Here is a 19,706-nt window from a genome sequence, read left to right as displayed (position 1 = left end):
TTTTAATTCGATCAAAGCATGATGATGAGTCGGCGAATATAGAGACTCATTATCATGCTTATTTTATTTCAATGAATATGCCGTGGGTGATGACCGTATCGCCAGGCATCATCTTTCTATCGGTCGTCATTGATTCGATTGTCACTGATTCTACACATTCCTGATAATCGTTGGTCATATGGCGCGTGCAGACTCCTTCACTGATCGGATGCCGATCTGCGTTTCTCGATCGAATGCTCAAGGCAGGGCTTGGGCATGGGAACCTGTCAATCAAGCACAAAGTGCTGTTCTACAAGGAAAAGATGTAATGAGGATCATCGTCAAGGTGTTGGCGGGATTGTCGGCTTTGACACTGCTTCATGTTGGATCCGCGAATGCGGAAGTCATCCTGCTTGACCGCGATAATGGCTCCCCGATATTCAATGATTTGAAAATCCAGATAGGCGGAAGTATCCGTGCGGGATATCGAAACGTCATGGGGGGGAGCGACGATGGATCCTACCGCCACCGTGGATTCGACGACGGTACGCGTTTTCGATTTACCGCTGAATATTTCTTGAACGATGACCTCAACCTGGTCGCTTATTATGAACCGGGTGTGGATATCTTCAGGGCGCTCGACTGGGACGACCACTACGATCCGGACAGGAACCACACCACCAAGCGCCAGCTTTATGGCGGCATCGTCAGCCAGCGATACGGCACCTTGACCTACGGCAAGCAGAACAGCGTGTTCTACAGCGCAGTGGGCGAGAAGACCGACCTGATCCTCAACGCGATGAATGGCCAAGGGCCGGGTAACGGCGTCGACGGCAACTACGATGGCTCCTACCGTGGGCGCGACCTGGTCAAGTACGTCAATGAGTTCGGCCCTGTCACCCTTCATCTGGGCTGGACGCTGCCCACCAACGACTACTACCTGGGCGGCAGTGGCGATGATCTGCTTCGCTATACGCGCAAGGGCGGCGCCGCCGTCGGCGCCGAGTACCAGCTCAACGACGATTTGGTGCTGAGCGCGGCCTATAGCTACACCGAGGCCAGGGTTCGCCAAGGCAGCCAGGACTCGACCGAATACGACCAGCAAATGCTCGGCGGCGCGGTGAGCTGGCGGCCCGGCAACTGGACCCTCGCCGCGCTCGTGGGCCAGTACAAGGACTTCCTGCCGCTGGAGCGTCGCACACCGGTGCCGAGCGACTACTTCGAAGGCGATGCCTACGGTTGGGAATACTTCCTCGGTTACACCTTTCCGCTGCAAGCCGGGATACTCAAGAGCACCCAGCCGTACGTCGCGGGCAACGCCATGCGTTGGGACGAGTACCAGACCAACTATCACTTCGTTGGCCTCAGTACCAAGCTGGCCTATGGCTTTCGCGTCGACCTGGAGCGTACCTTCGCCAATACGTCCGACGATCAGCCTGACGAGAACTGGGTGAGGCTACGCTACGACTTCTAGTCGTCCACGGGCAGTGATGCTGCCCGAGCAGTCAGTGCAGTCCAAAGTCGCGCTCGGCCGTCTCGCCGAGCGCGACCGGCTTAGCTCAGGCCTGCTCGCTGTTCGCTACGCCATCGCCCTGCTCGCGGGCCTGGTTGATCCGCGCCATCGCTTGTTCATGGCTGACCTGCGAGCGGGGCGTGGCCAGCGACACCACCACGCCGCTGAGCACCGCCATGGCGACCGCCGGCAGGATCGGGTTACCCCATAGCGCGTTCCACTCGGCATTGGCGATCACCGCAAGCGAGGTCGCCGATCCCGCGACCAGGGTCGCCAGCGCCCCCTGCCAGTTGTAGCGCGGCCAGAAGCGGCCGAGCACACCGCAGACGAACATTCCGCCCATCACCGTGGCGATCATCCGTGTGATGTAGGTGATCACATTGTCCGAACTCAGCGCGAAGGCGAGCGCGACGGCGATGGTCGTCACCAGCGCGATGCGCGAGTAGCGCACCAGCTTGGCCTCCTCGGGCGAGCGCCCGGTCACCATGGTGAACAGATCGCGCAGCAGCGTCGCCACACCCGCCATGGCATCCGAGGTGGCGCTCGACATCGTGGCGGAGAGCCCCGCGATCAGCACCAGCATGCCGAGCCACAGCGGCAGCACCTGGGTGGTCAGGTAGGGGAAGGCGAAGCCCGGGTTGTCGAGATCCGGCGCCATGCTTCGGGCGGCCATGCCGATGATCGCCGGGATGATCGAGAACCCCAGGTAGAGCAGGCCGCTGACCAGAAACGAGCTGCGCACGCTCGACTCCGAGGCGGCGGAGTAGATCCGCTGTCGATAGGAGGGCGTGGCGAGCACGCCGACGCCGACCACTGCGGCCAGCGAGATCGCGGGGATGATGCCGATGCTCTGGAACCCGAGGAAGCTGAGCGCGGCGTCGTCCATGCCTTCGCCGAGCCGTGACCAGCCGCCGATCTCGATCAGCGAGAACACCGCCATGGCGATGAAGCCGACGAAGAGCACGATCGCCTGCACGGTATCGGTCCATACCATGGCCATGTAGCCGCCGATGATGCAGAACAGGCAGAAACCGATCGCCACGATGATCTTGGCGACGGCGAGGTCGATCCCCGTCACCCAGGAGAGATACATGCCGCCGCCGAGAATGTGCGCGCCCAGCCAGCCGAGGCTGGCCAGGTAGATCAGCACGGCCACGAGGTTGCGCACCAGGCGGTGTCCGCCGACGTAGTAGCTGAGCTCCTCGGCCATCGACATGAAGCGCAGGCGCCGCACCGGCGCGAACATCCACGCCAGCAGCAGTATCCCGATCGCGCCGCCGAGGCCGTAGAGGGTACCGGCCCAGCCGTTGAGGTAGCCGAAGCCCACCGCGCCCATGCTCGATCCGGTGCCGACCATGGTCGCGATGGTGGTGCCGATGGTCAGCAGCAGCGGCACCTTGCGCCCGCCGAGCAGGAAGTCGTCCCCACTGCCGCGATGAGCGCGCGATCCCCACCAGCCGAGCCAGATCATTGCCGCCAGATAGATGAAAAAGCAGATCAAAAACGCTTGGCTGTTCATCGAGTGACCTCGTTTTATCGTTGTTGGAAATACGTACCGGGCGCCTTGCCAATGGACACCCGGCGGGTCTGGTCAAAAATGGGCTACCTCTTCTGCGGGGGCGCTCGCCGGTGCGCGTTTGAGCAGCCGGCCGGCGCGGGAGCCGACCCGGCCCTGGTGGTAGGCGATTCGTCCGTTGACGATCACCCAGTCGATGCCGCGGGCCGCGGCCACTGGACGGGCGAAGTCGGCGAGGTCTTCGAGCATCTCGAGATCGAACAGCACCAAGTCGGCGAAAGCGCCGGTCTCGACTCGCCCCCGGCCTTCGAGACCGAACCGGACAGCCGGCAGCGAGGTCATCTTGCGGATCGCCTCGGGCAGCTCGAAGAGCTTTCTATCGCGACAGTAGTGAGCGATCACTCTCGGGAAGGTGCCCCAGAGGCGTGGGTGTGGATGGGGGTCGTTGGGCAATCCGTCGGAGCCGACCATGGTCAGCGGATGGGCGAGGATCAGGTTCATGTCCGCCTCGCTCATGTTGTGGTAGACCGCCCCCGCCGGCATCAGCCGATGCGCTGCCTCGAGCAGCGTCAGCCCCCATTGCGCGGCGATCGCCTCGAGGGTCCGCTGGGCCATCTCCGGATGGGGCGCCGACCAGGTGATGAAGATCTCGAAATCAGCGGTGACCTGGCCTGGGTCCAGCGTCGATGAGCTGGCGCTGTAGGGATAGCAGTCGCAATTGCACGGATGCTCGGCGGCGAACCGCTCGAGCCGAGCGATGGCCCCGGGAGCGTTGCCCCAGTTACCGGCGCCGGCGCACTTCAGGTGCGAGATCACCAGCGGCACGTCCGCGCGACGGGCGGTATCGAAGGCCTCGTGCATCGCCTCGGGAAGGCCTTCGAACTCGTTGCGCAGGTGAGTGGCATAGATACCGCCGGCCGCGCCGACCGCCGCTGCCAGTGCATCGATTTCCTCGGCTGGCGCGTGGCGGGCATTGATGTAGGCCAGCCCGGTGCTCAGCCCTATCGCGCCCTCGGCCAAGGCGTCGCTGAGCAGTTTGCGCATGCGCGCGATCTCCTCGGCGCTGGCGGGGCGATCGAAGCGATCCATCAGGTTGGCGCGTAGCGCAGTGTGGCCGATCAGCGCGGCGACATTGATGCTCGGTGACGCCGCCTCCAGCGCCTGCGCATAGGCTTTGAAACTCGGGTAGCGGAAATCTTCGCGGCTACCGAGCAGGTTCATCGGGTCGGGAGGGTTCCCCGGCAGGCTCACTGGCGAGGCGCTGATCCCGCAGTTGCCGACGATCACCGTGGTCACGCCCTGGGAGAGCTTCGGCAGCATGTCGGGCTGGCGTATCACGTTGGTGTCGTCGTGGGTATGGACGTCGATGAAGCCAGGGGCCAGATAGCGCCCTTCGGCATCGATCTGGCGAACCGCGCAGCCTTCGGGCAGATCGCCGATCGCGGCGATTTTGTCGCCCGAGATGGCGACATCGGCGAGGTAGGCCGGCCCGCCCAGGCCGTCGACGATACGGGCGCGGCGAATCAGCAGGTCGAAAGTCATCGTTGTGCTCCGTGCGGGCTATTCGCGAACCAGAATGCCTCGTTGGATATTTTCTAACTCAAAAATAACAAGTGTGAAAGTTATTTTCAGAAGTCGTTGCTCCAAACGATCCTGTTGGTTCGAAACCTGACGGCGCTTCCTCTTGCTTGTCCCCATGTCGCCTCAGCGCGGAGCTCCTTCCCTTTGCGCAGATTGCTTTTCCACTGATGAGTTTCTCTGCGATATCTCGCTCGAATGGCGATGGATCAATTTTTGACCAATTACGTAAAATTTTTGTCTGATTTTATGAAAAGATTGTTTGTTGAAATTTTTCTATAGTTGTGGTGCTTATGGATGAATATCTAGCGAAGTTCTTTTTGCCTTCGATGGCGTTGCAGCGCCGCCAGCCCGCATGCCTGATCGCCCTCGAAGGGTTTTAGGAGTAGTTCGCCAATCATCGACGTTTTCAGCGCTATCGTGCGGCGATGTTTCATGAATCTGTGCGCTGCCGTGTGGGCTGCGGCGCTTTTGATCTGCTGATGGCTGGGGCTTTTCGGTACTTTTGCTGGTCGTTTTTTGTACAGCATAGTTCTTGCCTGGCGATTTAATCTTGCGCTTTTTCACTTTCTGGGGCGGTTATTTTTTGACCGCCGCCATTGTTGTTATGTTTAATTACGTAATACCGTCTTGTTGATTCATGCGGTATCTCCGCCTATGCCTCGATCGGCGCGCGGGAGGCTGTGCCATGACGACGGCGGCCTAGGCCGTGCAGCCGGCAATGAAAAAGCCGCCGGTCATCGACCGACGGCTCTCATTTGCGTGAAAGCGGAAAACTTCTTCAGATGAAGGGCTACTTCCGGCTCAGGTACTCAGCGACCGCGCTGATATCCTGCTCGCCGAACCCCGCCGCTGCCGCCTCCTGCCAGATCTCAGCGATCTTCGCCAAGCCCGGCAGCCGGGCGGCGTCGCCGCTTTCGAGCGCCAGGCGTGCGTCCTTGAGCCCCCAGTCGAGCGCCATCTCGGTGGAGAAGTCCGAGGCCGCGATCTTGTCCAGCTTGGGCTTCATGTAGGGGGTCGCCAGCGGGCCGCCGTCGAGTACGGACCACAGCGTATCGGTGGAGAAGCCGAGCTGCTCGGCGAGCAGCGCAGTCTCGGCGGTGCCCTGCATCACGTTGACCAGCCAAGCGTTGACCACCAGCTTCATCCGGCTGCCCGCGCCGACCGGACCGAGCCAGCGGGTGCCCTTGGAGATCGCCTCGAACACCGGCTCGATCGCTTGGGCGCGCTGGCGGTCGCCGCCGGCGAGGATCAGCACCTGGGCCCGTTCAGCGGGGCCTTTACTGCCCGAGACCGGCGCGTCGACCAGCACCAGGTCCGGCCGCTCGGCTTCGAAGCGCGCGGCGAGCCGCTTGGTCGCCTCCAGGCCGATGGTGCCCATCTGCGCGACCACCGCGCCGTCAGGGAGCCCGGCGGCGGCACCCTGGTCGCCGAACATGATCTGCTCCGTGGCGTCGGCCGTCGCCACCATGCTCAACAGCACCGATACCTCGCGAGCGGCGGCGGCTGGGCTGTCCGCCCGGTGGGCTCCTGCGGCTACCAGCGCTTCGTCCTTGCCGGGGGAACGATTCCATACCCACACCTCGAATCCTGCCTTGATCAAGTTGGCGGCGAAGGCGTGGCCCATCGTGCCGAGCCCTAGTACCGCCACCTTGGTGCCATGTTTCATACGTTGCTCCTGGTTGTGTTGTAAGTGAGCGCTCACATTTCATGCCGCCGTCAGTCGATGGCCGGGTCGGAAACGTATGCCTAAGGGTGAGCATCAAGACTTCGACCAAAGTCGTGGTTTCAGTTAAGAGAAGTTAGCTGCTCGAGGCAAGCCCTGGCTCGGGTGGAGTCGTGCAAACCCCAACAGCGTCGAGGGTCGCGGTTGGAGTGGACCGCCTCGGCAGAGCGCCTTGGCTTGCGACGAAAGTATTAGAAAACTGAATTTATCACGCTATATTTTTTTAAGTCCCAAAAAACATTTCATTTTTTTATGGAGGCTTGGATGAGCGAACGACTGAGCCATGCATCGGACGAAAGGCGGGATGGCTTACAGGAGAGTGAATCGAGCGCGACGGACGACGGTCCGCTCAGTGCCGAGGTCTATTTGCTCACCACCGCCGGGGTCGCCGCGATAGCCGGATTCCTCTACGGCTACGACACCGGCATCATCTCCGGTGCGTTGCTGCAGATCACCGCTGATTTCGGGCTCGATCATCGCACCCAGGAGCTCGTGACCAGCGCGATCCTGGTCGGTGCGGTGATCGGTGCCCTGGGCTGCGGCAAGCTCTCGGGGCTGATCGGGCGGCGCTATACGATCATGGTGGTGGCCGCGATCTTCGCCCTCGGCGTGATCTGCTCCGGACTCGCGCCGAGCGCCTTTTGGCTGGGGGCGTCGCGCCTGCTGCTGGGCTGCGCCGTGGGAGGGGCATCGCAGATCGTCCCGGTCTACATCGCCGAACTGGCGCCGGCCGAGAAGCGGGGAAGGCTGGTGACGTTTTTCAACATCTCGATCGGCGTCGGCATCCTCACCGCCGGCGTGGTCGGCGCCTTTCTGCAAGCGTACTGGAGCTGGCGGGTGATGTTCGCGGTCGCCGCCATCCCCGCGCTGATCCTGCTGCTCGGCATGATCAAGCTGCCCGAGAGTCCGCGCTGGCTGGTCGGCCAGCGGCGGGTGAGGGAGGCGCGTGAAGCGCTGGGGATGGTCCGCGAGACCGATCGAGAGGTGCGCCGCGAGCTGCGTTCGATCGAAAAAACCAGCAAGCGCACCGCCAAGGAGCGCCAGCTCGGCTGGCGGGAACTGCGTAAGCCCTGGCTGCGCCCCGCGCTGATCGCGGGGCTCGGGGTCGCCGCGTTCACCCAGCTTTCCGGCATCGAGATGATGATCTACTACACCCCGACCTTTCTCACCGATGCAGGCTTCAGTCATCAAGGGGCGCTCTACTCCGCGCTGGGCGTCGCGGGCATCTATCTGGTGATGACCATCCTCGGCAAGCTGGTGGTGGATCATCTCGGCCGCCGGCGCCTGTGCCTTCTGATGATGCCCGGCGCGGTGCTTTCGCTGCTGGTACTTGGCGCCGTGTTCCAGTTCGGTGCCGACGGTCCGCAGACCTCGTGGCTGATCGTCGCCAGCCTGTTCGCCTTCATGGTGTTCAACGCCGGCGGCATCCAGGTGATCGGCTGGCTGATCGGTTCGGAGGTCTACCCGCTGTCGATCCGCGAGAAGGCGACCAGCCTGCATGCAGCGATGCTCTGGGGCTCCAACCTTCTGCTCACCGGAACCGCGCTGACCATGGTCAATCTGCTCGGCATCGGTGGTGCGATGTGGTTCTACGCCGGACTCAACGTTCTCGGCTTTCTGTTCATCTTCTTCCTGGTGCCGGAGACCAAGGGCAAGAGCCTCGAAGAGATCGAGAACGAGCTCAAGGAGGGCACCTTCCTCCCGATGCGCTGAGGCGCCAGGCGCTGGCGCCTAGTGCCTGGAGGAAGGCGAAAAGCCGTGGTCGAGGGGTTAGAATGCCCCTCCTGCGAATCTCTGCGTGAGTCCCTTATGTCGTCGATTGCCCCTTCCTCCCATCGTTGCGTCCGCGCCGCCGTGATCGGCGGTGGCCCCGCCGGGCTGATGGCCGCCGAGGCGCTGGCCGAGGCCGGCATGGAGGTCGCGCTGTTCGAATCGATGCCGACGGTGGGGCGCAAGCTGCTGATGGCCGGCGTCGGCGGCCTCAATATCACCCACTCGGAGGCCAAGCCGCGCTTCGTTTCCCGCTACGGCGAGCGCGCCGCGGAGGTCGGGCGCTGGCTCGAGGCGTTCGACGCCGAGCGGCTGCGCGGCTGGCTCGCCGAGCTCGGCATCGCGACCTTCGTTGGCAGTTCCGGAAGGGTCTTTCCCGCCGAGATGAAAGCTGCGCCGATGCTGAGAAGCTGGCTCAGACGGCTGCGCAGCACCGGAGTGAGCATTCACTTGAGACATCGTTGGCAGGGCTTCGGCGAGCACCGGAGGCTGCATTTCGACACCCCGGAGGGGAGGCTCGAGATCGAGGCCGAAGTGGTGGTGCTGGCGCTCGGTGGTGGCAGCTGGGCGCGGCTCGGTTCGGACGCCGCCTGGTGGCCGTGGCTCGAACAGGCCGGGGTAGCGCTCGCGCCGCTGGCACCGGCGAACGGCGGCTTCGAGGTCGAAGGTTGGTCGCCTTATCTGCGCAGCCGCTTCGCCGGGGCGCCGCTCAAGACCGTGACGCTGCGGATGAAGACGCCGGGTGGCGAGGGGCCGGCTCGCCGCGGCGAGCTGATCATCACCGAGTATGGCGTGGAGGGCGGGCTGATCTACGCCTGCTCCGCGGCGCTGCGCGAGCGGCTCTACGCCGATGGCCGAGTGACGGTGCTGCTCGATCTCGCCCCGGACCGCGACGAGGCAGGGCTGGCACAGGCCCTGGCGCGCCCGCGCGGGCGCAAGTCGCTCGCCTCGACGCTGCGCTCCCGCGCCGGCATCGACGGCGTCAAGCGCGCGCTGCTCAACGAACTGGCGCCGCGTGAAGCGCTCGCGGACCCGGTGCAGCTGGCGCGGGCGATCAAGGGGCTGGCGCTGGAGCTCAAGGCCACCCGGCCGATCGACGAGGCGATCAGCACCGCGGGCGGCGTTCGCTTCGACGCGCTCGACGACGGCGGCATGCTCGCGGCGCTGCCGGGCGTGTTCTGCGCAGGGGAGATGCTCGACTGGGAGGCACCGACCGGTGGCTATCTGCTGACCGCTTGCTTGGCCTGCGGCCTGCACGTCGGCCGCGCCGCGGCCCAGTGGCACGCGGCTGGGCGTCCGGGCGTGGCGAAGGCGTAGTTGGTAAGCGTTTGCTTACTTCGTGTGCCTCTATCCTTGGCAAGCCCGGCCTCGCCGGATGCTAGCGCTCCAGCGCTTCGCGGACGAAGCTCAGGCGATCCTGGCCGAAGAACAGCTCGCCATCGACGATGAAGCTCGGCAGGCCGAAGACTCCCTGCTCGAGGGCCTGGCGGGTACGCTGGGCCAGCAGTGCGTCGATGTCGCTACTGGTCGCACGTTCGATCAGCCGGTCGCCGTCGAGCCCGGCGCGATCGCACAGCGTACGCAGCACGCCGAGCGACTCAACCTCTTCTCCATGCGCCCACAGGGTTCTGAACACGCTGGCGATGAAGGTTTCCTGGCCGGCATGGCCGTCGCTCGCCAGCGCTATGCGCAGTGCGACATCGGCGCGCGGCGCTTTCCCCGCTGGGAGGGTCAGCGGCACCCCGTAGCGCTCGGCGAAGCGCTCCAGGTCGCGGCGCATGTAGCGGCGCTTGAGTTCATGCGGGGGCGCGGCATTCTCGATGCCGGCCAGCAGCTGGCGTAGGGAGAGCGGGCGCCAGGCGATCTCTTCGTCGTACTCCTCGGTGAGCCCTTCGAGCTGGGTCCAGGCGAGGTAGCTATAGGGACTGACGAAATCGAAGAAAAATTCGATACGCTTGGCCATGGCGGGTGCTCCTCAGCGGTCCGCACCGGCGGTGGATCGGCCGGCTAGCGTTCACCTTACTCCCTGCTCTGGATGCTTTCGAGGAGGTTTTGGTTACCCTGGTTTGCCCACATGCCAACGGGCCGCCCGCAGATTAATGACAAACCCCTTTTGACCCAGCGACGCTCTCGATCCTGGCGAGTCGAGAACCGTTTGGGTCCTAACGCACCTCTTGCTCGCTTAGATGCGAGGGGCGGACCCCTCGCGCTCCCCCTGGAAGGGGACGCGCCGCCACGAGATCGCGAAACCCTGGCCGATCAATCGATTGCCCTCGGGTCGGCGCGCATGGACGTCCCTGTCCGGGCGCGCCTTTTGCGACATCCATGTCGCAAACCCCGGTGCAAGCGATTGCCGGCCAGCGCGCTCTCGGAGGCGGCTGGAAGCTATCGTGGCATCTTCAAATACTTTGTCAGCAGTCTGACGGGCCGCCCGAGGGCGGCCCGTTGATGACGGCTGGCTGCGCTGCCTCGATCAGTCGTAGTCGACGTCCGAGTAGAGCACCCGCACGCGCAGGGTGTGCGACACCTGGCGCAGCGCCTCGAGCGCCTGCTGGCCGTAGGCCTTGTCGACGTCGATCACCACATAGCCGACCTCTGCGTTGGTCTGCAGGTACTGGCCCGAGATGTTGATGCCGTGCTCGCCCAGCACCCGGTTGATCTCCGACATTACCCCGGGCACGTTGTCGTGGATGTGCAGCAGGCGATGCTTGTTGGGGTGCGACGGCAGCGCCACCTCGGGGAAGTTGACCGAGGTCACGGTGGTGCCGTTGTCGGAGTAGGTGATCAGCTTCTCGGAGACCTCGATGCCGATGTTCTCCTGCGCCTCCATCGTCGAGCCGCCGACGTGGGGAGTGAGGATCACGTTGTCGAGCTCGCGCAGCGGCGACTCGAACTCCTCATCGTTGCTCTTCGGCTCGACCGGGAAGACATCGATCGCCGCGCCGCGCAGGTGGCCTGAACGGAGCGCTTCGGCGAGCGCCTCGATCACCACCACCTTGCCACGCGAGGCATTGATCAGCACCGAGTCCTGCTTCATCAGCGCGAGCTGCTCCTTGCCGATCATCCAAGTGGTCGAGGGCAGCTCGGGCACGTGCAGGGTGACGATGTCGGCGCGCGAGAGCAGCTCCTCGAGCGAGCCGACCTGGCGCGCATTGCCCATGTCCAGCTTGGTCACCACGTCGTAGTAGATCACCTGGAGGCCGAGCCCCTCGGCGAGTACCGAGAGCTGGGCGCCGATGCTGCCATAGCCGACGATGCCGAGGATCTTGCCGCGCACCTCGTTGGAGCGCACCGCCGACTTGTCCCAGCCGCCGCGATGGGCGCCGGCGTTCTTCTCCGGGATGCGGCGCATCAGCATGATCATCTCGCCGATCACCAGCTCTGCTACCGAGCGGGTATTGGAGTAGGGCGCATTGAACACCGGGATCCCGCGGTGGAGCGCCGCGGTGAGATCGACCTGGTTGGTGCCGATGCAGAAGCAGCCGACCGCGTTGAGCTTCTCGGCCGCCGCGAACACCCGCTCGGTAAGCTGGGTGCGCGAGCGGATGCCGATGAAGTGGACGTCCCTGATCTTCTCGATCAACGCTTCTTCGTTCAGCGAAGTCTTCAGGTGCTCGATGTTGCTGTAGCCGGCCGCGAGCAGGTTGTCCACGGCGGACTGGTGGATGCCCTCGAGCAGCAGGATCTTGATCTTGCTCTTGTCCAGGGACGTCTTGGCCATCTTTGCATCAACCTCGTGGGTGGCTGGCGCCGGTCGAAGTCGCGGCTCGGCGCGGGGAAGAATGAAGGGGGCAAGATATTACCATGGACCACCCCGGCGCTCGCGTGGAAAGCGTTCACGCCCAAGTTGAAGTGCGCTCATCCACGCGTGTCCGGCAGCGACGTTTTCCCGGCCGATGAGTCCACTGCATCCCTTGTGCCATAATGTCGGTTCGTTTCGCGGCCGCTCTCCAGCGGTCCTTGACCAGCCTTATGATGCGATGGGGAACATGGCCGAACAGCATGATGAACCGCGCGGTGCGGATGGCGCCGCGCCGGACGAGGAAGATTTCGCCGCGACCCTTTCGCGCCTGGAGGCGCTGGTCGAACGGCTCGAGGCCGGGGATCTGAGTCTCGAGGCTTCGCTCACCGCTTTCGAGCAGGGGGTCAGGCTGACCCGCGATGCGCGCAAGCGCTTGGAGTCCGCGGAGCTCAAGGTCAAGACTCTGCTCGAGCGCGACGATGGTGGGGTCGATGAGCGGCCGTTCGAGGAGGGCGCATGAGCGCGCGTGAGCCGGTGCGGCACGCGGCGAGGGTGGAGGCGGCGCTCGAGGCGCTGCTCGCCGGCGGCGCCGGTCCGGATGCGCGGCTCGAGGAGGCGATGCGCTATGCGGTGCTCGGCGGTGGCAAGCGGCTGCGACCGACGCTGGTCTACGCTACCGGCGAGGCGCTGGGCATCGCCCCCGAGCGCCTGGACGCCGTGGCGGCGGCGGTCGAGCTGATCCACGCCTATTCCCTGGTCCATGACGATTTGCCGGCGATGGACGATGACGATCTGCGCCGCGGCCGGCCCACGGTCCATCGCGCCTTCGATGAGGCGACCGCGATCCTCGCCGGCGATGCGCTGCAGACTTTGGCCTTCGAGGCGCTGGCGCAGAGCGGTGAACCGCGCGCGGCTCGCCTGATCGGTGCGCTGGCGCGGGCCTCGGGACGCGCGGGAATGGCCGGTGGCCAAGCGCTGGATCTTGGCGCGGTCGGTCGTCTTATCGATCTCGACGCGCTGATCGAGATTCACCGCCACAAGACCGGTGCGCTGATCATCGCCGCGGTCGAACTGCCCGCGCTCCTGGTGCTCGACGATAGCGATCCGAGGCTCACCGCGCTGCGCCGCTTCGGCGCCGCGATCGGGCTCGCCTTCCAGATCCATGACGACGTGCTCGATGTCACCGGCGATACCGAGGTGATCGGCAAGACCCAGGGGGCCGATGCCGAGCGCGGCAAGCCCACCTATCCCGCTCTGCTCGGTCTCGAAACCGCGGCGGCCAGGGCCCAGGGCCTGATTGTCGAGGCCTGCGATGCGCTCGCCCCGCTTGGCGAGCGTGCGGCGCCGCTGAGCGCGTTGGCCCGCTATATGGTCGACCGCGATCACTGAACGTTCCCCCGCCGGCGGGATTCGCCCGGCGCAAAGGTGCATGATGCGAAGTTTCGAGCGATTTCCCGCCAGGATGCCTGCGACTGCGCTGCTCGACCGGGCCGACACGCCTGCACGCCTGCGCGGGCTTGCGCCGAGCGAACTTGCAGCGCTCGCGGACGAGCTGCGCGAGCTGCTTTTGTATCTCGTCGGCGGCAGCGGCGGCCATCTGGGCGCAGGCCTCGGTGTGGTCGAACTGACCATCGCGCTGCACTACGTTTTCGACACCCCAATCGACCGCCTGGTGTGGGACGTCGGTCATCAGGCCTATCCGCACAAACTGCTCACCGGCCGGCGTGACACCCTCTCCAGCATTCGCCGCTTCGGCGGCCTGGCGCCGTTCCCGAGCCGGGACGAGTCGCCGTTCGACGCCTTCGGCGTCGGCCACGCGGGTACCGCGGTTTCCGCGGCGCTCGGCATGAGCCTGGCGGCGCGGGCCACAGGGAGCGGTCCGCGGGTCTGTGCGGTGGTCGGCGATGGCGCCCTGACCACCGGGATGACCTTCGAGGCGCTCGCCCACGCGGGTGATCTTGGCGCAGACGTGCTGGTGGTGCTCAACGACAACGGCATGTCGATCTCGCCCAACGTAGGCGCCCTGGCCAAGCGGCTGCCGAGCGCGCCGGATGCTCCGGTCGACGGTGTCGCCGGCTTGTTCGAGACGCTGGGCTTCGACTACACGGGGCCGCTCGACGGACACGACCTCGGCGCGCTGGTCGCTGAGCTCGGCCGGCTGCGCGAGCTGCCCGGGCCGCGCTTGCTGCATGTGGTCACCGAGAAGGGCGCGGGCTACCTGCCCGCCGCCAGCGACCCGCTGCGGCTCCATGCCCATTCGCCCTCGCGCTCGAGCGGCGGTGCGCCACGTTACGATGCGCTGTTCGGCGAGTGGGCCTGCGCCGCCGCGAGCCGCGAGCCGCGCATGGTCGCGATCACCCCGGCGATGCGCGAAGGCTCAGGGCTCGCCGGCTTCGCCGCCGCCTGGCCCGAGCGCTTCTTCGACGTCGCGATCGCCGAGCAGCACGCCGTCACCCTGGCCGCGGGGATGGCCTGCGAAGGGCTCAAGCCGGTGGTCGCGATCTACTCGACCTTCCTCCAGCGCGGTTTCGACCAGCTGATCCATGACGTCGCGCTGCAGAACCTGGACGTCACCTTCGCCGTCGACCGCGCAGGCCTGGTCGGCGAGGATGGTCCGACCCATCACGGCGCCACCGACCTCAGCTGGCTGCGCTGCGTGCCCAACCTGATGGTGATGGCGCCCGCCGATGGCGCCGAGTGCCGGCGCATGCTCGACTTTGCCCTCGACCACCCAGGCCCCGTCGCGGTGCGCTACCCGCGTGGCGAGGCGGTGCCTGGCGACGATGACGCCGCGCCGCTCGAGCTCGGCCGCGGGCGCTGGCTGCGGCGGGGCGGCGAGGTCGCGCTGCTGTGCTTCGGTGCGCCGCTGGCCGAGGCGCGCGAGGCCGCCGAGCGCCTCGACGCCAGCCTGATCGACATGCGCTTCGTCAAACCGCTCGATCGGCAGGCGGTGTTCGAGGCCGCGGCCGGCCACCGGCTGCTGGTGTCGATCGAGGAGAACAGCGTGCTCGGCGGCGCGGGCAGCGCGGTGGCGGAGCAGCTCTGCGAGCTCGAGGTGCCGCCGCCGCTGCTGCGGCTCGGGCTGCCCGATCGCTTCGTCGCCCACGGCGATCGCCGCAAGCTGCTCGAGATCTGCGGGCTGGACGCCGCCGGGATCGAGGCTGCGGTGCGTGCCCGTGTCACCCGGCGGGATGTCGAGGAGGCGTCGCTGCGTTCCGAGGGCGACGAATGACTCGCACCTGTGTAGCGTCCAAGGTAAAAGGGCGAAGACGCATCCCTGCGCGTCGGTATCCTTCCCGGTCGTGCGTGCGACACGCCGCCTCCGATCAACTCCTGAGTGGTGGACATCCCAGTGGAATATGTACAGTTTCTCATCGACTTCATCCTGAACATCGACGTCCACTTGGCCGAGTTGGTCGTAGAGTATGGTCGCTGGATCTACGCGATCCTGTTCGTGATCATCTTCTGCGAGACCGGCCTGGTAGTGACTCCGTTCCTGCCCGGGGACTCGCTTTTGTTCGTCGCCGGCGCCCTGGCGGCGATTCCAGCGAGCGACATCAACGTCCACTTGATGGTGCTTTTGCTGCTGGTTGCGGCGATCCTCGGCGACGCGGTCAACTACACCATCGGCAGGCTGTTCGGCGAGAAGCTGTTCTCCAATCCGAACTCCAGGATATTCCGGCGCAGCTACCTGGAGAAAACCCACCAGTTCTACGATCGTCACGGCGGCAAGACCATCATCATTGCGCGCTTCGTGCCGATCGTGCGTACCTTCGCACCCTTCGTCGCCGGCATGGGCCACATGCCCTATCGCCGCTTCGCCGCTTACAACGTCATCGGTGCGCTGGCTTGGGTGCTGTCGTTCACCTACGCGGGCTATCTGTTCGGCGACCTGCCGATCGTTCAGGAAAACCTCAAGATTTTGATCGTTGCGATCATCGTGGTCTCGATTCTTCCCGGTATCATTGAGTTCCTGAGGCATCGTCGCAAAGCGTCGAAGATCGACGCTGGCGAAGCGCAGAAGACTTCCAATGATCGATGAGGAAAAGTAGATGTTCGAGCGGTTCGATCGCAATGACCAAGGTGTCGACTACGTGGTCGGCGATCTGCATGGGCACTTCGATCTGCTGATGGCGGCGCTCGACGACGTCGACTTCGATCGCACACGCGATCGCCTTTTCTGCGTCGGCGATCTGATCGACCGCGGTCCGAGATCGTTCGACTGCCTCAAGCTGGTGCTGGAGCCGTGGTTCCACTCGGTGCGTGGTAACCACGAGGAGATGGCGTTCGACGCGATTTTCAAACAGCAGTGGCGGATGTGGTTGCCCAACGGCGGTACTTGGGCGGGAGAGGTCAATCCGCGCGAGCTCAAGGAACTGCTCGAGCGGGCGCTGCCGCGGCTGCCGCTGGCGATGGAGGTGGCGGTCGGTGATCAGCGCGTCGGCATCGTCCACGCCCAGCCGCCCAGCGACTGGCGGCTGCTCGAGCGCGGTATCGACAAGTATCGCGAAGCGCTTTTGTGGGCGCGCACGCGGATCTCACGCGAAGACCGCACCCCGGTCGAAGGCATCGACGCGGTGGTGGTGGGCCATACCCCGGTTGAGCGCCCCCGCCTGCTCGGCAACGTCCACTACATCGATACCGGCGCCTACAAGAGCGGCGTACTGACCCTGGCACCGCTCGCCAGCCTTCCCGGGGTTTGAGCGGCCGCTTACGCCATCGACTTCATTCGTTCATATCGCTGAGCATGCCTTGAGCATAGTAGCCCGGCCCCTTTGACGGGGCCGGGCGCTTTTGCGTTCATTGCTCGCCATCGACCGGGCTGTCGTGGCGCAGGGTGGTGCCGAGGAAGAATGCCGGTGCGCGCCAGCGCGAGATCGCCATCAGTACGATGCCCAAAAGCAGGATGAAGGCGGCGATGATGAACACTAGGCCTATACCGCCTATCTCGGAGCCGCTGCCGAAGGCGGGATCCCAGCTATCCACCGCGGTCTGCACGAAGATCACCGTGAGGATGAGGCCGCCGATGAGCGGGCAGAGGCAGCGCAGCAAAAAGTGGCGGCGGCTGTCCAGCAGCGAGGTGCGAAAGTACCAGACGCAGGCGAATGCGGTCAGCGCATAGTAGAAGCAGATCATCATCCCCAGCGCCGTGATGGTGTCGTTGAGTACGTTGTCGCTGAGCACGCGCATGATGGCGTAGAAGCCGCCTGCGGCGACGCCGGCGCTGATCGTCGCATAGCGTGGTGTGCGCGAATGGGGATGGACGCTGGCGAAGCGTTCCGGCACCGCGCCGTAGTAGCCCATCGCCAGCAGGGTGCGGGCCGGAGAGACGAAGGTCGATTGCAGCGACGCGGCGGTGCTGGCGAGTACGGCGATCGACATCAGGATCGCCAGCGGCCCCATCACCGGGATGGCCAGGTGGGCGAAGACGTTCTCCTGGATCAGCGGGTTGCCGAGGCCGATGCCGGTGTCGCCGATCCCGGCGAAGCGCAGTGCAGCGATCGCGGTGAACAGGTAGATGCCGAGGATGACCAGCACCGTGATGGTCGCCGCCAGCCCTGGCGTGCGGTGGCTACCGACCGCTTCTTCGTTGACCGTGAGGCAGACGTCCCAACCCCAGAAGATGAAGATCGACAGCGACAGGCCTGCTGCGAAGGCGGAGAACGAGTCGATCCCGAATGGATTGAACCAGTCGAGCTGGAATTCGAGTTCGGGATTTGCCGGTGCGCCGAGGAATGCCGCCAGGGTAAAGCCGATAAGTACCGCTAGTTGCAGCCCAACCAAGCCGTACTGCACGCTCTTGGTGGTGGTGATGCCGCGACAGCAGATCCACACCGCGAGCCCAATGAAGGCGAAGCAGGTCAGCACGTTGACCCAGAGGTCGTCGTTGAGTCGGGCGAGCGCGGGCTCCCCGCTGACCTGGGCGAGGAACAGATAGAAAAATTCCACCGCTACGCCCGCGAGGTTGGAGAGTACGATGGTGGTCGCGGTGACCAGTCCCCAGCCGCCGATCCAGCCGATCATCGGACCGAAGGCGCGGGTCGACCAGGTGAAGGAGGTCCCGCTGTCGGGCACCTTGGAGTTGAGCTCGCGGTAGCCGAGCGCGACCAGTAGCATCGGCAGGAAGCCGACAATGAACACCGCCGGTAGGTGAACGCCGACCTCGCGTACCGTGGGCCCCAAGGCGCCGGTCAGGGTGTAGACCGGTGCGATGCAGGAGATGCCGAGCACCACGCAGCCGAGCAGGCTGATGCGCCCGCGGGCGAGGCCCTTGCCAGAGGCGCGCGGGGCGCGTGAGGTATCCGCCGTGCTTGGGAGAGTGCCCGATTCGGTGAAATCGCTCATGAGTGTTTGCCGTTTATGTTGGGGTTGTTGTCAGGCTCGCCAGGCGAGTCCTGGGGTCACTCGTCGAAGCCTTCGATCGCAGGCTTCAGCTCAGGCGATGCGCAGCATCCAGGAAAGCTCGAGATCGGTAACCTCTCGTTCGAAGCGTTCGAGCTCGGTGCGCTTGCATCGCTGGTAGGTGTCGATCAGCGTATCGCCGAGCAGTTCACGCAGTACCGTCGACCGCTCCAGCAGGTCGAGGGCTTGGAACTGCCGGATCGGTAGCGGTGCGCCGGCCGCGTCGAGGCCGTTGCCGTCGATCGGCGGGGGCGGCGTGAGATTGGCGTCGATGCCGTGGATCAAACCGGCGATCACCGCCGCGACCGCCAGGTAGGGATTGGCATCGGCACCGGCGACGCGGTGCTCGATCCGTCGAGCGGAGGCACCGCCGCTGGGGATGCGCAGCGCCACGGTGCGATTGTTGTAGCCCCAGTTGGCGCGGGTGGGGACGTACATGCCCGGCTGGAAGCGACGATAGGAATTGACGTTCGGCGCGAGCAGCGCCATCGCCTCTGGCATCAGCGCCAGCATGCCGGCGAGGGCTTGGCGCAGCTTCTCGCTATCGTCGCCGTCGGCGGTGGCGAACAGGTTACGGCCCTGGTCATCGACCAGGCTCAGATGCACGTGCATGCCGCTGCCGCTGTGCTGGGCATAGGGCTTGGCCATGAAGGTCGCGCGCAGCCCATGACGCGCCGCCACCTGACGGATCACCCGCTTGAGCAGCAACGCCTCGTCGCAGGCCTTGAGCACATCGTCGCTGTGACGAAGGTTGATCTCGAACTGCCCCGGCGAGGCCTCGGCGACCGCGCCCTCCGCGGCGAGCCCCTGCGCTTCGGCGGCGCTGGCGATGTCGGCGAGCACGGCGGCGAAGGTATCGATGTCATCGACCGAATAGACCTGGCACTGGTCGTCGCGCTCGCCCTGCTCGTTGACCTGTGGCGGCTGCGGCTGGCCCTGGTCGTCCCAGGCCGCATCGACCAGATAGAACTCGAGCTCCACTGCCACCACCGGACGCATCCCGAGCCGATGCAGGCGCTCGAGGAGCCCGGCGAGCACGTTGCGGGGCTCCAGCGGGCAGGGACGGTCGTGTTCATCGCGCATGGTCAGCAGCAGCTGGGCGACTTTCTGCGGGTCGTTCACCGATGGCGACAGCGTGCCGGGAATCGGCCGGCAGCGTCGGTCGGGTTCGCCGATGTCGAGCCCGAAGCCGGTCTCTTCGACCACGTTGCCGAGGAAGTCCATCGCGAACAGCGAGAGCGGGAAGTAGAACGTCGGATCCTGGCCCTCTAGCGCTTCGACCGGCACGCGCTTGCCGCGAAAGATGCCGTTGAGGTCGGTGAGCAGGACGTCGACGTAGCGGGTCTCTGGGTGGGCGGCGAGGTAGTCCGCCAGCTCGATGCCGAGCGGTGAGGCCGGAATGAACTCGTCTCGAGCGGGCGTGGTGGCGAGGCTGGTCGCGGTGTCCGAGCTGGGCAGTGGCATGGCGGCAGGGCGCATG

The 19,706-nt window shown here is 65.2% G+C and carries 16 protein-coding genes; 8 read left to right on the top strand and 8 right to left on the bottom strand.

Features of this window, described 5'->3' with window-relative positions:
* The first annotated feature begins 178 nt into the window (after nucleotides 1-178).
* Nucleotides 179-1,453, top strand: coding sequence for a porin (locus tag Q376_RS0109500; RefSeq protein WP_081803484.1), 1,275 nt, complete (start codon nucleotides 179-181; stop codon nucleotides 1,451-1,453).
* A gap of 85 nt (nucleotides 1,454-1,538) precedes the next feature.
* Here Q376_RS0109500 and Q376_RS0109495 read toward each other — a convergent pair whose 3' ends face one another.
* The 4 genes from Q376_RS0109495 to Q376_RS0109485 all read right to left on the bottom strand — a co-directional run bounded on the left by Q376_RS0109495 (nucleotide 1,539) and on the right by Q376_RS0109485 (nucleotide 6,255).
* The gene (locus Q376_RS0109495; RefSeq protein ID WP_027350110.1) at nucleotides 1,539-3,011 is read right to left on the bottom strand and encodes a sodium:solute symporter family protein; all 1,473 of its coding nucleotides are present in this window, start codon (nucleotides 3,009-3,011) and stop codon (nucleotides 1,539-1,541) included.
* A 72-nt stretch (nucleotides 3,012-3,083) separates the two neighbouring features.
* Complete coding sequence (locus Q376_RS0109490) at nucleotides 3,084-4,550, bottom strand: N-acyl-D-amino-acid deacylase family protein (protein ID WP_027350109.1); 1,467 nt, start codon at nucleotides 4,548-4,550, stop codon at nucleotides 3,084-3,086.
* Nucleotides 4,551-4,891: 341 nt separating this feature from the next.
* On the bottom strand, nucleotides 4,892-5,116 hold the full coding sequence (locus tag Q376_RS24790) for a hypothetical protein (protein WP_155834269.1): 225 nt from the start codon (nucleotides 5,114-5,116) through the stop codon (nucleotides 4,892-4,894).
* A gap of 263 nt (nucleotides 5,117-5,379) precedes the next feature.
* Nucleotides 5,380-6,255, bottom strand: coding sequence for an NAD(P)-dependent oxidoreductase (locus tag Q376_RS0109485; protein WP_027350108.1), 876 nt, complete (start codon nucleotides 6,253-6,255; stop codon nucleotides 5,380-5,382).
* Between the two features lie 321 nt (nucleotides 6,256-6,576).
* Here Q376_RS0109485 and Q376_RS22105 point away from each other — a divergent pair, with 321 nt between their 5' ends.
* Nucleotides 6,577-8,025: a sugar porter family MFS transporter gene (locus Q376_RS22105; protein WP_052365109.1), complete on the top strand. Its 1,449-nt coding sequence runs from the start codon at nucleotides 6,577-6,579 to the stop codon at nucleotides 8,023-8,025.
* 96 nt (nucleotides 8,026-8,121) lie between these two features.
* The gene (locus Q376_RS0109475; RefSeq protein WP_027350107.1) at nucleotides 8,122-9,399 is read left to right on the top strand and encodes a TIGR03862 family flavoprotein; all 1,278 of its coding nucleotides are present in this window, start codon (nucleotides 8,122-8,124) and stop codon (nucleotides 9,397-9,399) included.
* A 61-nt stretch (nucleotides 9,400-9,460) separates the two neighbouring features.
* Here Q376_RS0109475 and Q376_RS0109470 read toward each other — a convergent pair whose 3' ends face one another.
* Together Q376_RS0109470 and serA are read right to left on the bottom strand one after the other, a co-directional pair.
* Entirely contained in the window at nucleotides 9,461-10,045 is a 585-nt protein-coding gene (locus tag Q376_RS0109470; RefSeq protein ID WP_027350106.1) for a 2-hydroxychromene-2-carboxylate isomerase, read from the bottom strand.
* Between the two features lie 510 nt (nucleotides 10,046-10,555).
* Nucleotides 10,556-11,803, bottom strand: coding sequence for a phosphoglycerate dehydrogenase (serA, locus tag Q376_RS0109465; RefSeq protein ID WP_027350105.1), 1,248 nt, complete (start codon nucleotides 11,801-11,803; stop codon nucleotides 10,556-10,558).
* Nucleotides 11,804-12,071: 268 nt separating this feature from the next.
* Here serA and Q376_RS0109460 point away from each other — a divergent pair, with 268 nt between their 5' ends.
* The 5 genes from Q376_RS0109460 to Q376_RS22100 all read left to right on the top strand — a co-directional run bounded on the left by Q376_RS0109460 (nucleotide 12,072) and on the right by Q376_RS22100 (nucleotide 16,527).
* A complete protein-coding gene (locus Q376_RS0109460) occupies nucleotides 12,072-12,344 on the top strand; it encodes an exodeoxyribonuclease VII small subunit (RefSeq protein WP_027350104.1) in 273 nt (90 codons plus the stop codon).
* Nucleotides 12,341-13,213, top strand: coding sequence for a (2E,6E)-farnesyl diphosphate synthase (gene ispA, locus Q376_RS0109455; protein ID WP_027350103.1), 873 nt, complete (start codon nucleotides 12,341-12,343; stop codon nucleotides 13,211-13,213). Before Q376_RS0109460 ends, ispA begins: the two co-directional genes overlap by 4 nt.
* A gap of 43 nt (nucleotides 13,214-13,256) precedes the next feature.
* Entirely contained in the window at nucleotides 13,257-15,056 is a 1,800-nt protein-coding gene (locus tag Q376_RS0109450; RefSeq protein WP_211266654.1) for a 1-deoxy-D-xylulose-5-phosphate synthase, read from the top strand.
* A 120-nt stretch (nucleotides 15,057-15,176) separates the two neighbouring features.
* Nucleotides 15,177-15,866, top strand: a complete 690-nt coding sequence (locus tag Q376_RS0109445; protein WP_027350101.1) for a DedA family protein — start codon at nucleotides 15,177-15,179, stop codon at nucleotides 15,864-15,866.
* A 10-nt stretch (nucleotides 15,867-15,876) separates the two neighbouring features.
* Nucleotides 15,877-16,527, top strand: a complete 651-nt coding sequence (locus Q376_RS22100; RefSeq protein ID WP_043447204.1) for a metallophosphoesterase — start codon at nucleotides 15,877-15,879, stop codon at nucleotides 16,525-16,527.
* A 97-nt stretch (nucleotides 16,528-16,624) separates the two neighbouring features.
* Here the strand turns inward: Q376_RS22100 and Q376_RS0109435 are convergent, their stop codons facing one another.
* Both Q376_RS0109435 and Q376_RS0109430 read right to left on the bottom strand, forming a co-directional pair.
* The gene (locus Q376_RS0109435; protein WP_027350100.1) at nucleotides 16,625-18,169 is read right to left on the bottom strand and encodes an APC family permease; all 1,545 of its coding nucleotides are present in this window, start codon (nucleotides 18,167-18,169) and stop codon (nucleotides 16,625-16,627) included.
* Nucleotides 18,170-18,259: 90 nt separating this feature from the next.
* Nucleotides 18,260-19,705, bottom strand: coding sequence for a glutamine synthetase family protein (locus tag Q376_RS0109430; RefSeq protein WP_245598934.1), 1,446 nt, complete (start codon nucleotides 19,703-19,705; stop codon nucleotides 18,260-18,262).
* Between the last annotated feature and the right edge of the window lies 1 nt (nucleotide 19,706).

Origin of the sequence: Halotalea alkalilenta DSM 17697 (assembly GCF_000621205.1) — a bacterium.
In the GTDB taxonomy this organism is placed as follows: Bacteria; Pseudomonadota; Gammaproteobacteria; order Pseudomonadales; family Halomonadaceae; genus Halotalea; species Halotalea alkalilenta.
This window is presented reverse-complemented; position numbering and strand designations above follow the sequence as displayed.